The 13,346-nt window shown below is 67.9% G+C and carries 11 protein-coding genes; 5 read left to right on the plus strand and 6 right to left on the minus strand.

Annotated features, from left to right (window positions below):
- The first annotated feature begins 12 nt into the window (after positions 1 to 12).
- From FHD67_RS11660 to FHD67_RS11670, 3 genes are all read left to right on the plus strand, one after another.
- Positions 13 to 1,716, plus strand: coding sequence for a peptide ABC transporter substrate-binding protein (locus FHD67_RS11660; RefSeq protein ID WP_046001364.1), 1,704 nt, complete (start codon positions 13 to 15; stop codon positions 1,714 to 1,716).
- Positions 1,717 to 1,832: 116 nt separating this feature from the next.
- The gene (locus FHD67_RS11665) at positions 1,833 to 2,840 is read left to right on the plus strand and encodes an ABC transporter permease (RefSeq protein WP_045981444.1); all 1,008 of its coding nucleotides are present in this window, start codon (positions 1,833 to 1,835) and stop codon (positions 2,838 to 2,840) included.
- Positions 2,833 to 3,813: an ABC transporter permease gene (locus FHD67_RS11670; RefSeq protein ID WP_045981443.1), complete on the plus strand. Its 981-nt coding sequence runs from the start codon at positions 2,833 to 2,835 to the stop codon at positions 3,811 to 3,813. The genes FHD67_RS11665 and FHD67_RS11670 overlap by 8 nt, the downstream gene beginning before the upstream one ends.
- A gap of 36 nt (positions 3,814 to 3,849) precedes the next feature.
- Here the strand turns inward: FHD67_RS11670 and FHD67_RS11675 are convergent, their stop codons facing one another.
- The 4 genes from FHD67_RS11675 to FHD67_RS11690 are packed head-to-tail and all read right to left on the minus strand — an operon-like array spanning position 3,850 to position 8,000.
- Positions 3,850 to 6,183, minus strand: a complete 2,334-nt coding sequence (locus FHD67_RS11675) for an aldehyde dehydrogenase family protein (RefSeq protein ID WP_139598785.1) — start codon at positions 6,181 to 6,183, stop codon at positions 3,850 to 3,852.
- Between the two features lie 7 nt (positions 6,184 to 6,190).
- Complete coding sequence (gene deoC / locus FHD67_RS11680) at positions 6,191 to 7,129, minus strand: deoxyribose-phosphate aldolase (RefSeq protein ID WP_139598786.1); 939 nt, start codon at positions 7,127 to 7,129, stop codon at positions 6,191 to 6,193.
- Positions 7,126 to 7,683, minus strand: a complete 558-nt coding sequence (locus FHD67_RS11685; RefSeq protein WP_046001470.1) for a DUF1523 family protein — start codon at positions 7,681 to 7,683, stop codon at positions 7,126 to 7,128. Before FHD67_RS11685 ends, deoC begins: the two co-directional genes overlap by 4 nt.
- Before the next feature lie 8 nt (positions 7,684 to 7,691).
- Positions 7,692 to 8,000: a hypothetical protein gene (locus FHD67_RS11690; protein ID WP_052714614.1), complete on the minus strand. Its 309-nt coding sequence runs from the start codon at positions 7,998 to 8,000 to the stop codon at positions 7,692 to 7,694.
- A gap of 105 nt (positions 8,001 to 8,105) precedes the next feature.
- On the opposite strand from FHD67_RS11690, the gene FHD67_RS11695 reads away from it, so the two are divergent.
- On the plus strand, positions 8,106 to 9,038 hold the full coding sequence (locus tag FHD67_RS11695; protein WP_218062299.1) for a cation diffusion facilitator family transporter: 933 nt from the start codon (positions 8,106 to 8,108) through the stop codon (positions 9,036 to 9,038).
- Between the two features lie 8 nt (positions 9,039 to 9,046).
- Entirely contained in the window at positions 9,047 to 9,865 is an 819-nt protein-coding gene (locus FHD67_RS11700; protein ID WP_176695109.1) for an EcsC family protein, read from the plus strand.
- Here the strand turns inward: FHD67_RS11700 and FHD67_RS11705 are convergent.
- Positions 9,829 to 12,195, minus strand: coding sequence for a UvrD-helicase domain-containing protein (locus tag FHD67_RS11705; protein WP_139598797.1), 2,367 nt, complete (start codon positions 12,193 to 12,195; stop codon positions 9,829 to 9,831). The genes FHD67_RS11700 and FHD67_RS11705 overlap by 37 nt on opposite strands.
- Positions 12,196 to 12,331: 136 nt before the next feature.
- Complete coding sequence (gene folE2 / locus FHD67_RS11710) at positions 12,332 to 13,294, minus strand: GTP cyclohydrolase FolE2 (RefSeq protein WP_046001360.1); 963 nt, start codon at positions 13,292 to 13,294, stop codon at positions 12,332 to 12,334.
- Positions 13,295 to 13,346: the final 52 nt, after the last annotated feature.

Raw genomic sequence — 13,346 nt, forward strand, 5'->3', positions numbered from 1 at the left:
CAGGAGAGTGTAATGAAACTGAGAACCGGTCTGATGGGCGCCGCCGCCACGCTGGCGATGGCCCCTGCCGCTTTCGCGGAACGCGGCAGCGACGGCCAGCTGAACATCATCATGTGGCAGGCCCCGACCCTGATGCACCCCTATCTGTCGGGCGGCACCAAGGAAGTCATCGCCGGCAGCCTGGTCCTGGAACCGCTGGCGGGCTACGACACCGAAGGCCAGATCTATGCGCGCCTGGTGACCGAGATCCCGTCGCTAGAGAACGGCGGCATCGCCGAGGACCTGACCTCGGTCACCTGGAAGCTGCGCGACGACGTGAAATGGTCGGACGGCACGCCGCTCACCGCCGATGACGTCGTCTTCACCGCCGAATACTGCATGGACCCCGAGGGTGGCTGCGCGCAGCTGGCCAAGTTCGAGGGCATCACCGCGGTCGAGGCGGTCGATCCGCAGACCGTCAAGGTCACCTTCGATTCGCCGCGCGCCGACCCGTTCTCGGCCTTTGTCGGATCGCAGTCGCCGATCCTGCAGAAGGCCCAGTTCGAGGCCTGCAAGGGCGTGAACGCGCCGACCTGCACCGACCAGAACTTTGGCCCGATCGGCACCGGCCCGTTCCGCGTCACCCAGTTCCTGACCAACGACACGATCAGCCTGGAAGCGAACCCGGAATACCGCGACGCGGCCAAGCCCGCCTTCGCGACCGTGCTGGTCAAGGGTGGCGGCGATGCGGCCGGCGCCGCGCGGTCGGTCATGGAGACCGGCGAGTTCGACTATGCCTGGAACACCCAGCTGGCGCCCGACGTCATCGCCGGCATGGAGGCCGCGGGCCGCGGCAAGGTCTCTGCCGCGTTCGGCACGCTGGTGGAACGCATCCACGTCAACCTGACCGACCCGTCGTCGTCGCTGCCCGAGGGCGAGCGTTCGACCGCTGCGCATCCGCATCCGTTCCTGTCGGACCCGGCGGTGCGCAAGGCGCTGTCGATGGCCATCGACCGCGCCCTGCTGGTCGAGATCGGCTATGGCACGTCGGGCCAGCCGACCTGCAACTATGTCCCCGCCCCCGAGGCCTGGGCCTCCGACAACACCGAATGCCTGACCCAGGACATCGCCGGTGCGAACGCCCTGCTGGACGAGGCAGGCTGGACGATGGGCGGCAACGGCGTGCGTGAGAAGGACGGCGTGCAGCTGAACATGGTCTTCCAGACCTCGGTCAACGCGGTCCGCCAGGACTTCCAGGCGCTGATCAAGCAGTGGTGGTCGGAAATCGGCGTCCAGACCGAACTGAAGACGGTCGACGCGTCGGTGTTCTTCGGCTCGGATGCGGGTTCGCCCGACACGCTGCAGAAGTTCTATGCCGACGTCGAGATGTATGCCGACAACTTCGACGGCAACAACCCGGCGCCCTACCTGTCCAAGTGGACCTGCGACAAGGCGCCCTCGCCCGCCAACCAGTGGCAGGGCGAGAACATCAGCCGCTTCTGCGACCCGGAATACGACCGCATGGTCGACGAGATCGAAGGCATCGTCGATGCCGACGAACGCGCCGCCATGGGCCGGACGATGAACGACATGCTGACCAAGGACAGCAACGCGATCATCCCGCTGGTCTATCGCGGCACGGCCTCGGCGCATTCGAACACGCTTGGCGGCGTGCAGCTGAACGCCTGGGACAGCGAGATCTGGAACGTCGCGGACTGGACCCGCGTCGAACAGTAATGCATCCTGCCGCCCTGGCCCTGCGCCGGGGCGGCGCCCCTCTCTCAGGGGCCCGCGGGCGCGCGGGACCGTGACGGGGGGACACAGATGCCCAGAAACCACCGGATCGAGGCACCATGCTGAGTTTCACCATCCGCCGGCTGCTGCTGGCCATTCCGACATTGCTGTTCATCTCGCTGGTGATCTTCCTGCTGCTGGAAGCCTCACCCGGCGATCCCTTGGGCGACGTGCCCCTGACCGTGCCCCCGGAGGTCCGCGAACGCATGCGCGCGGCCCTGGGCCTGGGCGAGCCCTGGCCGGTCCGCTACCTGCTGTGGCTGAAGCAGTTCTTCTGGGTCGAGCCGCTGTACTGGACCGACCAGTGGTTCGGCACGAACTTCAGCGACGGCGCCCAACGCATCATCAGCTTCCAGTCGCGCAGCCCCGTCTTCGACGTGATCGCCCAGCGCGTGCCGCAGACCCTGACCGTGGTCGGCATGTCCTATCTGGTGGGCATCCTGATCGCGATCCCCATCGGGATCATCTCGGCCTACAAGCAGTACAGTTGGTTCGACCAGATCGGCACCTTCGTGTCGATGATCGGGTTCTCGATGCCCACCTTCTTCACCGGCGTCGTGCTGATCATCATCTTCGCGGTGAACCTGCAGTGGTTCCCGTCGGTCTATGACACCACGCTGCAGGTCGATGACTGGGCCAGCTTCAAGCAGCAGGCCCGCCAGATGGTGATGCCCGTGACGGTGCTGGCACTTTACAACGCGGCGCAGATCAGCCGCTTCATGCGCTCGTCCATGCTGGACAACCTGGGCCAGGACTATGTCCGCACCGCCCGCGCCAAGGGCCTGTCCGAGCGCGTCGTCGTGTTGAAGCACGTCTTGCGCAACAGCCTGATCCCGGTCGTGACCGTGATCGCGCTTGGCCTGCCGGCGGTGTTCGGCGGCGCCATTATCACCGAACAGGTGTTCAAGGTGAACGGGCTGGGACAGCTGCTGATCACCTCGATCCACGGCAACGACATCCCGATGGTCCTGACGCTGACCTTCATCTTTGCCATCCTGATCGTCGTCTTCACCCTGATCGCAGACATCCTCTATGGGGTGCTGGACCCGAGGATCCGCTATGACTGACCCCAAATCCCCCGACGACCTGCGCGCCGCCGCAGGCAACGCCGCCGTCCCCGCCGCCGCCAGCCCCCCGGTCGTGCCCCCCCAGGGCGCGGTCGAGACCCGCAGCCAGTGGTCCGACGTCTGGCGCCAGTTCCGCAGCCACCGCGGCGCGATGGTGGCGCTGGTGCTGTTCGTGGCGATCATCCTGTTCGTGTCCGTCGGACCGCTGATCTGGACGATCGACCCGACCTATGTGGACATCCGCGCCCGCAACTCGGGCTTTTCCGCGGCCCATCCCCTGGGCACCGACCAGCTGGGCCGCGACCTGCTGGCGCGCCTGATGGCGGGCGGCCAGGTGTCCATCGCCGTCGGCCTGACCGCGATGATCATCGCGATCTTCCTGGGCAGCCTGATCGGCGTGATGTCGGGCTACTTCCGCCGGCTGGACGCGCCGCTGATGCGCCTGACAGAGCTGTTCCTGGCGCTGCCGCTGCTGCCCTTGCTGCTGCTGATGGTGACCTTGTTCCGCGAGCCGCTGTCGCAGACCTTCGGCCCGGCGCTTGGCATCTTCTTCCTGATCGTGACCGCCATCGGCGCGACCAGCTGGATGCAGGCCGCCCGCATCGTACGCGGCGAGGTGCTGGGCCTGAAGGAACGCGAGTTCATCCTGGCCGCGCGGTCCATCGGCACGCCATCGCACCGCATGATCACGCGCCACATCCTGCCCAACGTGCTGTCGCCGATCATGGTGGCCGCGACCCTGGGCATTGCCACCGCGATCATTACCGAAAGCGCGCTGTCCTTCCTGGGCCTGGGCTTTCCGCCCGACTTCCCGACCTGGGGACGGCTGCTGTTCGACGCCGTGGACCAGATGGTGCTGTATCCCTGGCGGGTGATCTTCCCCGGCTTGCTGATCTCGCTGACGGTGCTGTGCGTGAACTATATCGGCGACGGGCTGCGCGACGCCATGGACCCCCGCATCCGGGGGCGCTGACGGAAAAGGGGGGCCAGGCGGCCCCCCTTCTTCGTTTCAATAGGCCGCGCTGCCGCTGCCCGCGGGCAGGGCGCCATAGGGCAGCCAGATCGTCTTGGACCGCGTGGCGTGATGCAGGAAGGTCTCGCCCTGCGCCTGAACGCCGGTCCAGTCGCGGGCGGGCACGGCCCAGACCGGCTTCAGATTCCCCGCCGCCGCCCGGTCCACCGCCGCCAGTTCCGCCGCAGGGCCCGCGTGCCAGAAGCCCGCGACCTCCTCATGGGCGGCCAGCGGCACCGCCAGGTCGGCGCTCACCCCGGTCACGATGTTGATCACGCCGCCCGGCAGGTCCGACGTGTCGAACACCTGATACAGGTCCGTCACCGCCAGCGGATCGTCCTGCGCGGGGATCGCCACGACCGCGTTGCCCATGGCGATGGCGGGCAGCACCAGTGACAGGAACCCCGCCAGCGGCTGTGCATTCGGGCAGGCGATGCCGATGACGCCCATCGGTTCGGGGATCACGGTGACCAGATGGCCGGGCTTCGCCTGCACGGTCGCGCCGTCGAACTTGTCGGCCCAGGCCGCATAGTGGAAGGCGCGCGCGATGGCGGCATCGACCTCGGCCCGGCTGGTGCGGGCCGCGAACTCCGCGGCCCGCGCCGACAGGTTCTCGGCGATGTAATAGAGGACCTGCGCACGGGCGTGACCGCCCGCCGCCGCCCATTTCCCGGCCTTGGTCGCAGCCTCGACGGCGTTCCGGATATCCTTGCGGCTGCCCAGGGGGGCCAGCCCGCCCGGCACCGCGTACATCGCCCCGCCATCGGGCCGCTTCTGCGCGCCGCCGTAATAGAGCTTGGCCGTGCGGTCGATGCCCTGCTGCGGCGCGGCCCCGTCCGTCACCGCGACGACCGGTTTCGAAGCAGCTTCACGCCCTGGTTTCACCGCAGGCTCGGCCAGATAGTCACGCATCCCCGCGGCCCCGCCCTCGCGCCCGTAACCGCTTTCGCGATAGCCGCCGAAGGGGGCCGCGGCGTCGAACATGTTGGCGCCGTTGATCCAGATCACACCGGCCTTGATCCGCGCGGCGATGTCCGTGGCGACCGTCGCGCTTTCCGACCAGACCGATCCGGCCAAGCCATAGCGGGTGTTGTTCGCCAGCTCGACCGCCTCATCCGCGGTGCGGAAGGTCGACAGCGTGGCGATGGGGCCGAAGATCTCCTGCTCCATGCCGGGATTGGCGGGGGCGATGTTCTTCAGATAGCCGGGCGCGATGAAGCAGCCCTCCTGCGCCTGACCGCCGACCAGTTCCGCCCCGGCATCTGTCGCGGCGTGGCAGATCGTCAGAATGCGGTCCTTCTGCACCGGATCGACGATGGCGCCGATATCGGTGGACTTGTCCAAGGGCGCGCCCACGCGCAGCCGCGCCATGCGGGCCGACAGCAGCGTTTCGAACCGCTCCGCCACGGATTCCGCCACCAGGATGCGCGAGCCCGCGCAGCAGACCTGGCCCTGGTTGAACCAGATGCTGTCCACCACGCCCTCGACGGCGGCGTCCAGATCGGCGTCCTCCATCACCACGAAGGGCGACTTGCCGCCCAGCTCCAACGTCAGCTTGCGCCCGGTCCCGGCCAGGGCGGTGGCGATGCCGCGCCCCACCTCGGTCGAGCCGGTGAAGGCGATCTTGTCGACTTCGGCCGCGACCAGGGCCGCGCCCGTCGCGCCGTCACCGGTGACGATGTTCACGACGCCCGCGGGCAGGCCGACCTCCTGGCAGATCTCGGCAAAGGCCAAGGCGGTCAGGGGGGTGTATTCGGCGGGCTTCAGCACCACCGTGTTGCCCGCGGCCAGCGCCGGCGCGACCTTCCAGGCCAGCATCAGCAGCGGAAAGTTCCACGGGATGATCTGGCCGCAGACGCCAAGCGGCGCGTGGCCCGGGAACCGCGTGTCGCGCAGTTCCGCCCAGCCCGCATGGTGATAGAAATGCCGCGCGACCAGCGGCACGTCGATGTCGCGCGCCTCGCGGATCGGCTTGCCGTTGTCCAGCGTCTCAAGGACCGACAGAAAGCGCTCGCGCTTTTGTACATGCCGGGCCAGCGCATAGAGGTGCCGCGCCCGTTCGGTGCCGGGCAGCGCCGCCCAGCCCTTCTGCGCGCGGCGCGCGGCCTTGACCGCCGTCGCGACGTCGTCCGCCGTTCCCTGCGTCACGCGGGCCAGGACCTCGCCGGTGGCGGGGTCGCGGGTCTCGAAGGTCTCGCCCGGCTTGGTGAAGCTGCCGTTGATGAAATGCCCGAACGCCCCGCGCCGGGCCAGCCAGTCGCGGGCCGCGGACGCGTCCTCGGTCGAGGGGCCGTATTCCATCGTCTGCATGATCTCGCTCACTTTGGTCATCGGATCCTCAGGCAATCGCTTGGCGGTGGGCGGCGGCATAGCGGCCCGTCACATGGTGGCTGATCTGGCGCTCGATATCGCCCAGCAGGCTGGAGGCGCCGATGCGGAACAGGTCCGGGGCCAGCCAGTCGCGGCCCAGCTCCTCGGCCATCAGCACCTGCCAGCTGATCGCGTCCTTGGCGGTGCGCAGGCCGCCCGCGGGCTTGAAGCCGACCTTGATGCCGGTGCGCGCATGGAAATCGCGGATGGTGCGGACCATGACCAGGCTGACCGGCAGGGTCGCGTTCACGCCCTCCTTGCCGGTCGAGGTCTTGATCCAGTCCGACCCGGCTTGCATCGCCACATGGCTGGCCTTCGCGACATTCTCCAGCGACTTCAGATCGCCGGTGGCCAGGATCGCCTTCATCCGCGCGGCCCCGCAGGCCTCGCGCATGGCGCGCAATTCGTCATACAGCGCCGCCCAGTTGCCCTGCAGCACATGGGCGCGGGTGATGACGATGTCGATCTCGTCCGCGCCCTGATCGACCGCATAGCGGATCTCGGCCAGGCGCAGGTCCAGGGGCATCAGGCCTGCGGGAAAGCCCGTCGCCACGCTGGCCACCGGAATGCCGCTGTTGCCCAAGGCGCGCTTGGCGGGCGCGACCATCGTCGGATAGACGCAGACCGCGCCGGTGGTCAGCCCGGTCACGCCCACGGCCTCCAGCAGGTCGGCGGCGATCGGCTGGCGGGCCTTGGCGCACAGACGGGCGACCCGGTCGGGCGTGTCATCGCCCGCCAGCGTGGTCAGGTCGATGCAGCGCACCGCGTTCAAAAGCCACGCGGCCTGGTGATCCTTCTTCAGGCTGCGGCGTGCGGGCAATGTCGCCGCACGGCGTTCGACCGCCGGGGTGTTGATGCGGATGCCCTCGAACCAGTCGGGGTGCAGGTCGGTTCCGGGGTTGGTCATGCCGGTCTCCTTGCGCTGCGCTGACGGAACTGCGCCCACATGCGCCAGACCAGCGTCAGCAATGCCAGCAGCACGCCACAGACGATCAGCGCGGCCCAGTTGGTCGGGCGGTCGTCGGGGCCCGCCACGGTGTTGATGGAAATTGCATTGGGATAGGTCGACATCCACGGCAGACGCCAGCCATAGGCGGTCACGCTGACCCAGATCGGATCACGCGCCGAGGATTGCAGGTTCGTGGCCTCGGCCTGCAGGTTCGCGCTGTCGTACTTGAAATAGGGCGGCCAGACCCAGCCCGTATCCTCGTTTCGATAGACGAAGACGCGCCCGCCGGGCCGCACCGCGTCGATGAAGCGCACGTCGCGCTGGCCCTGGGCGTTCTCGACCGTGCCGGTGCTGTCGGATGCCCAGAAGATCGCGGCCGAAGGCGGGATCTCCGTCAGGCGGTTGTAGGTGTTGCTGATCCGCAGCGTGTTCTGGGACGGCAGGGTGTAATCCAGCAGGCCAAAGACCAGGATGCCGAACAGGACGCCTGCGACGACGCGCACATAATACATGGCAGCTCCTATTGCCAGTTGACCAGGATGACGATGACCACGACGGCCAGCGTGGGCAGCACGAAGACCAGGCCGGCCAGCCGCGCCCGCAGGGTCCGGTTGAACCCGACCATCGCCTTGGCGATGAACGCGCGCCGTGCGGCGGTGTTCCCGGCTTGGTCGGGATGGCGGGCATCCCACCGGTTCTCAAGCCGTTCGACCTGTCCGGACCGGATATGCATGCGCAGCAGCACATAGAACACCACCTGCGCCGCCAGCACGAACAGCCACAGCCGGATCACCGCCACCGCAAAGCCCCCGTCATCATTGGCGACCACGTTAGCACGCCCCGCGCGGCAGGGGCCAGATGTCGCGTCGCGTCACGGCGGCGCAGCGTGCAACCCTTTGAACGCGTGCGGCGTTCTGCGGCCGAAAGGATCCCCATGACCCGCCCGATGTCCGAACAAGCCGTCCTGCGCCTGTCGATCGCCATGACCTTCGTCGTGGCGGCGGTGGGGATCGGTTTCGGCGTGGCGTCGGGGTCGGCGTCGATCATCTTCGACGGCATCTATTCGCTGACGGATGCGGTGATGACGTCGGTCGCGCTGCTGGTGTCGTCGCTGATCACCCAACGCCTGTCGGAACGGCGCCAGGCCCGGCTGGTCCAGCGGTTCACGATGGGTTTCTGGCACCTGGAGCCGATGGTCCTGGGCCTGAACGGCATCCTGCTGTCGGGGGCCGCGGTCTATGCGCTGGTGACGGCGGTGGGCAGCCTGCTGACCGGCGGCCACCCGCTGCAGTTCGGGCGGGCCATCGTCTATGCCACGGTGGTGCTGATCGTCGCCATCGGCATGGCGATCCACAACCGTCACGCCAACCGGTCGATCCGGTCGAACTTCGTGGCGCTGGACGTGCAGGGCTGGACCATCTCGGCCGCGCTGACGGGGGCGCTGCTGGCGGCCTTCGTCTTTGGCTGGGCGATCCAGGGAACGGCGCTGGCGCCCCTGTCGCCCTATGTCGATCCGGCCGTGCTGGCGCTGGTCTGCGTGATCGTGATCCCGCTGCCGGTGCCGACCATCCGCCGGGCGCTGGCCGACATCCTGCTGATCACGCCCTCCGACATGCTGGCCGAAATCGACGCCGTGGCCTGCAACGTGGTGGCCCAACACGGCTTTCTGGACCACCGCGCCTATGTCGCCCGTGTCGGGCGCGGCCGCCAGATCGAGCTGTACTTCATCGTCCCCCAGGGCCAGCCCCCCCGCCCGCTGGAGGAATGGGACGCAATCCGCGACCAGATCGGCGAGGCCATCGGCGGCGACATCACGAACCGTTGGCTGACCATCGCGTTTACCACCGACCCGGAATGGGCCGACTGACTAGGAGCATGACCATGACCTCGACCGCGCTGACCGACCCGACCGCCGACCTGCAGGCCGAACTGGACCGCTTGGCCGCCCGCCAGCTGGCCGGGCGCGGTCTGCTGATGCGCGGGGTCGAGGCCGTGGGCCGGCTGACCGAAGGCGCGGCCAACACGGTCCTGGGCCTGTCGCCCGTGTCGCTGGAGAAGGTCATGGAAAGCGCGTTCCGCCAACTGTACGACCTGTCCGCGCGCGGCGACGGGATCAGCGTGGTGCGTGACGCGCCGCTGGTCGCCAACAGGGCGGCGGCGGTGATGTCGGGGGCCACGGGCGGATGGTTCGGGCTGGCGGGCATCGTGCCGGACCTGGTGGCTTCGACCACGGTCATCTTCAATTCCATCCAGAAGGTCGCGCGCAAGCATGGCTTTGACACCACCGATCCGCGGGTGCGGCTGGAATGCCTGGCGGTGTTCCAATACGGCGAACCCGGACAGGAAGGCGACGCGGCCGCGCAATCGTTCCTGGCGAACCGCCTGCTGACCAACGGGCAGACCGTGTCGACGCTTATCACCCGGTTTGCCGGTCAGTTCGCGACCCGCCTGACGACCAAGCTGGGCGCGCAGGCCGTTCCGGTCCTGGGCGCGGCGACGGGGGCCGCGATCAACTATGCCTTCCTAGATTACTACGAACGGGTCGCAGACATCCATTTTCGCCTGCTGCGGCTGGCGGAGAACCATCCGGGCACGGATGTCGACGCGGCCTATGCCCAGGCCCTAACCCGCGCCGGACAGCCCCGCCTGTCCCGCCGTCAGAAGGGGACGTCGTCGCCCCCGCCCGCCGGCTGAACATAGGCCGCCTTGATGTTCTTGAACCCGGCCTCGAACTGAACGGTCAGCGTGTCCTCGGCGATGCCCATGACCTGACCCTCGCCGAACTTGGCGTGGGTCACGCGGTCGCCCACGGTGAATCGCGACGCGGGCGCCGCGTTGATCGTGACGGGGGTGCGATGCACCGGCTGGCCGCGATCGGCGGCCCGCGCCTGCATCCGCTTCCATCCCGGAGAGGCATAGACATCGGCCTTGGCCACCCGTTCGTCCATCCGCGTGCCGCCCGCCATCGCCATGGCCGCGCCATATCCGCCGCCGTACAGGCCCGGCGGGGTAAGCACCTCGACATGTTCATGGGGCAGTTCGTCGATGAACCGTGACGGCAGGCTGGACTGCCATTGCCCGTACATGCGCCGGTTTCCGGCGAAGGTGATCGTGGCCAAGCGTTCGGCACGGGTGATGCCGACATAGGCCAGCCGCCGCTCCTCCTCCAGGCCCTTGGTGCCCTGCTCGTCCATGGCGCGCTGGTTGGGGAACAGCCCGTCCTCCCAGCCCGGCAGGAAGACGACCGGAAACTCCAGCCCCTTGGCACCGTGCAGGGTCATGATGCTGACCTGTTCGGCCTGCTCTCCGTCGTCGCGGTCCATGACCAGCGACACGTGCTCCAGAAAGCCCTGAAGGTTCTCGAATTCCTCCAGCGCCTTGACCAGTTCCTTGAGGTTGTCCAGCCGTCCCGGCGCGTCGGGCGACTTGTCGTTCTGCCACATCGCGGTATAGCCCGATTCGTCCAGCACCCGCTCGGCCAGTTCCACATGGCCCACCCCGTCGCGCACCGCCATGTGCGACCGCCCGATCAGCGCCACGAAATCGCGCAGGTTCGCCAGGCCCTTGCCGCCCAGCTGCTTCTCCTCCACGACGATACGCGCACCCTCCAGCAGGTTCACGCCGTTCCGCCGCGCCGCATGCTGGACTGTCTGCAACGCCTTGTCGCCCAGGCCGCGCTTGGGCGTGTTCACGATCCGCTCGAAGGCCAGGTCGTCGTCCGGGGACACCACCAGCCGGAAATAGGCCATCGCGTCGCGGATCTCCTGCCGCTCGTAGAAGCGCGGGCCGCCGATCACCCGATAGGGCAGGCCGATGGTCATGAACCGGTCCTCGAAGGCCCGCATCTGGTGCGACGCGCGCACAAGGATCGCCATGTCGTTCAGGCTGACGCGGCCCAAGGCCTGTCGATGGCCGCCCTGGAACGCCTCGATCTCCTCGCCGATCCAGCGGGCCTCGGCCTCGCTGTCCCAATGCCCGATCAGGCGTACCGGTTCGCCCGGTTCGGCATCCGTCCACAGCGTCTTGCCCAACCGCCCCTGGTTCGCCGCGATCAGGCCGGACGCGGCCGCCAGGATCTGCGGGGTGGACCGGTAATTCTGCTCCAGCCGGATCACCTCGGCGCCCGGAAAGTCCTTCTCGAAACGCAGGATGTTGCCCACCTCGGCCCCGCGCCAGCCATAGATCGACTGGTCGTCGTCGCCCACGCAGCAGATGTTGCGATGCGCCTGCGCCAACAGCCGCAGCCACATGTACTGCGCGACGTTGGTGTCCTGATACTCGTCCACCAGGATATAGCGGAACCGGTCCTGCCATTGGCGCAGTACGTCTGGATGCGCCTGGAACAGCGTCACGCAATGCATCAGCAGGTCGCCGAAATCGACCGCGTTCAGCGTCAGCAGCCGGTCCTGATAGGCCGCGTACAGCTTGCCGCCATGCCCGTCAAATGCCTCACCCTCGCCCCGGGGCAGGTTGCCGGGCGTGATGCAGCGGTTCTTCCACCCGTCGATCAGATGCGCCAGCTGCCGTGCGGGCCAACGCTTCTCGTCGATGTTCTCGGCCGCGATCAACTGCTTCAGCAGCCGGATCTGGTCGTCCGTGTCCAGAATGGTAAAGCTGGGCTTTAAGTGCAGGTTGCCGTGCCCGATCAGCTCGGCATGCCGCCGCAGGATCTTGACGCTGATGCTGTGGAAGGTGCCCAGCCAGGGCATCCCCTCGACCGCATCGCCCAGCAGGCGGCCGATCCGGTCCTTCATCTCGCGCGCGGCCTTGTTGGTGAAGGTCACGGCCAGCAACTGCCCGGGCCGCGCCTTGCCCAGCATCAGCAGATGCGCGATTCGCGTGGTCAGCGCGCGCGTCTTGCCGGTGCCTGCCCCCGCCAGCATCAGGACAGGCCCGTCCAGCGCCTCGACAGCGGCGCGCTGCGCGGCGTTCAGCCCGTCCAGATACGGCGCGGGCCGCGCGGCCATCGCGCGCTGCGACAGCGGCACCGCCGCCAGATCATCGGAATCGTCGAAATGCTCCATCCCGCCAACATAGGCATCGCCGCGCGCCAAGGAAAGCCCGGCGTTCGCCCTATGTTCTCATCTTGCGGAAATGGTGCGCCCCATCAGCAGGGGGTCCGGGGGGCGCGCAGCTCCCCCGGCCACCGCGGGACGCAGATCAGGCGCGCAACCCCGCAAAGGTCGCAGGGTCCAGCGATGCCTGGGCAAAGGTCGGTCCGCTGGTCAGCAGGCTGACTGCATCATGCGAATGCAGCGATTCCTGGTGGCTTGCCACGACACGAAAATCGCCCACCCGCGGATCGGCGATCAGCTGGCCCGCAAAGGCCCGCACCGCATCCTCGACAAAGATCGGGTTCGCCGCGTTCAGTTCGGCAAAGGCCTGCTCGTCCTCGCGCTTGACCATGACCTGCGTCTCGGTCGGCACGGCGGCGCGGCACAGCGCGATGACATCCTCGAACCAGATCCGCTCGGGGCCGTCCATCACCAGCGATATCCGCGCGACCGACCGCTGCGAATGCGGGGTGGCCAGCCGCCCGCGCGTCTGTCGGGCATGCTCGGACAGTTCCAGCGAACAGGGGCAGGTCGACGAATAGACGTAATCGACATGCATGACCCGCAACCGCGCGCCGGCCACGTCGATCACCTCCAGCGCGATGTCATAATACTGCCAGCCCGACAGGCCCGACCGCAGGCTGTCCACCCGCACCGGGTACGAAAACCGCATCTGGATCCGCGCATCCAGCGCGTCCAGGTCGGTCTTGTAATCGTCCAGCGCCGCCTCCAGCACCGACAGGCTGAACGCATGATCGGCATGGCCATAGAACGACCGCATGATCCGGGACATGTTGATGCCCTTGCGGTCGGCCTCCAGACTGACGGTGCCGGTCACGCTGGTCTCCAGCGTGATCTCTCCGCCGTCGCGCACCAGATAGCGGATCGGCAGCCGAAAGTTCGAGATGCCCACATGCTGGATCGCGGTGCGCGCGCCCACGATCAGGCTGGCAGGCCCGTTCTGCAGGTCCGGCAGGCTGTCCTTGTAGGCGGGGTCGACGCGGAACTCCGCGTCATAGCTGCGCGCCAGCGCGGGATAGGCGGGGGTGAGGGGGCGGATCTCGGTCATGGTGCCTCCGGCGTGATCGCCACAGATATAGGGGGCGGCACAACAAATGTCA

Source organism: Paracoccus haeundaensis (assembly GCF_006239215.1).
Lineage (GTDB): Bacteria > Pseudomonadota > Alphaproteobacteria > Rhodobacterales > Rhodobacteraceae > Paracoccus > Paracoccus marcusii.

Coding starts and splice junctions, on each gene's coding strand:
- FHD67_RS11695 (WP_218062299.1), top strand. CDS start 8,106: ATGACCCGCCCGATGTCCGAACAAGCCGTCCTGCGCCTGTCGATCGCC.
- FHD67_RS11660 (WP_046001364.1), top strand. CDS start 13: ATGAAACTGAGAACCGGTCTGATGGGCGCCGCCGCCACGCTGGCGATG.
- FHD67_RS11665 (WP_045981444.1), top strand. CDS start 1,833: ATGCTGAGTTTCACCATCCGCCGGCTGCTGCTGGCCATTCCGACATTG.
- deoC (WP_139598786.1), bottom strand. CDS start 7,129: ATGACCAACCCCGGAACCGACCTGCACCCCGACTGGTTCGAGGGCATC.
- FHD67_RS11675 (WP_139598785.1), bottom strand. CDS start 6,183: ATGACCAAAGTGAGCGAGATCATGCAGACGATGGAATACGGCCCCTCG.
- FHD67_RS11705 (WP_139598797.1), bottom strand. CDS start 12,195: ATGGAGCATTTCGACGATTCCGATGATCTGGCGGCGGTGCCGCTGTCG.
- FHD67_RS11670 (WP_045981443.1), top strand. CDS start 2,833: ATGACTGACCCCAAATCCCCCGACGACCTGCGCGCCGCCGCAGGCAAC.
- FHD67_RS11700 (WP_176695109.1), top strand. CDS start 9,047: ATGACCATGACCTCGACCGCGCTGACCGACCCGACCGCCGACCTGCAG.
- folE2 (WP_046001360.1), bottom strand. CDS start 13,294: ATGACCGAGATCCGCCCCCTCACCCCCGCCTATCCCGCGCTGGCGCGC.
- FHD67_RS11685 (WP_046001470.1), bottom strand. CDS start 7,683: ATGTATTATGTGCGCGTCGTCGCAGGCGTCCTGTTCGGCATCCTGGTC.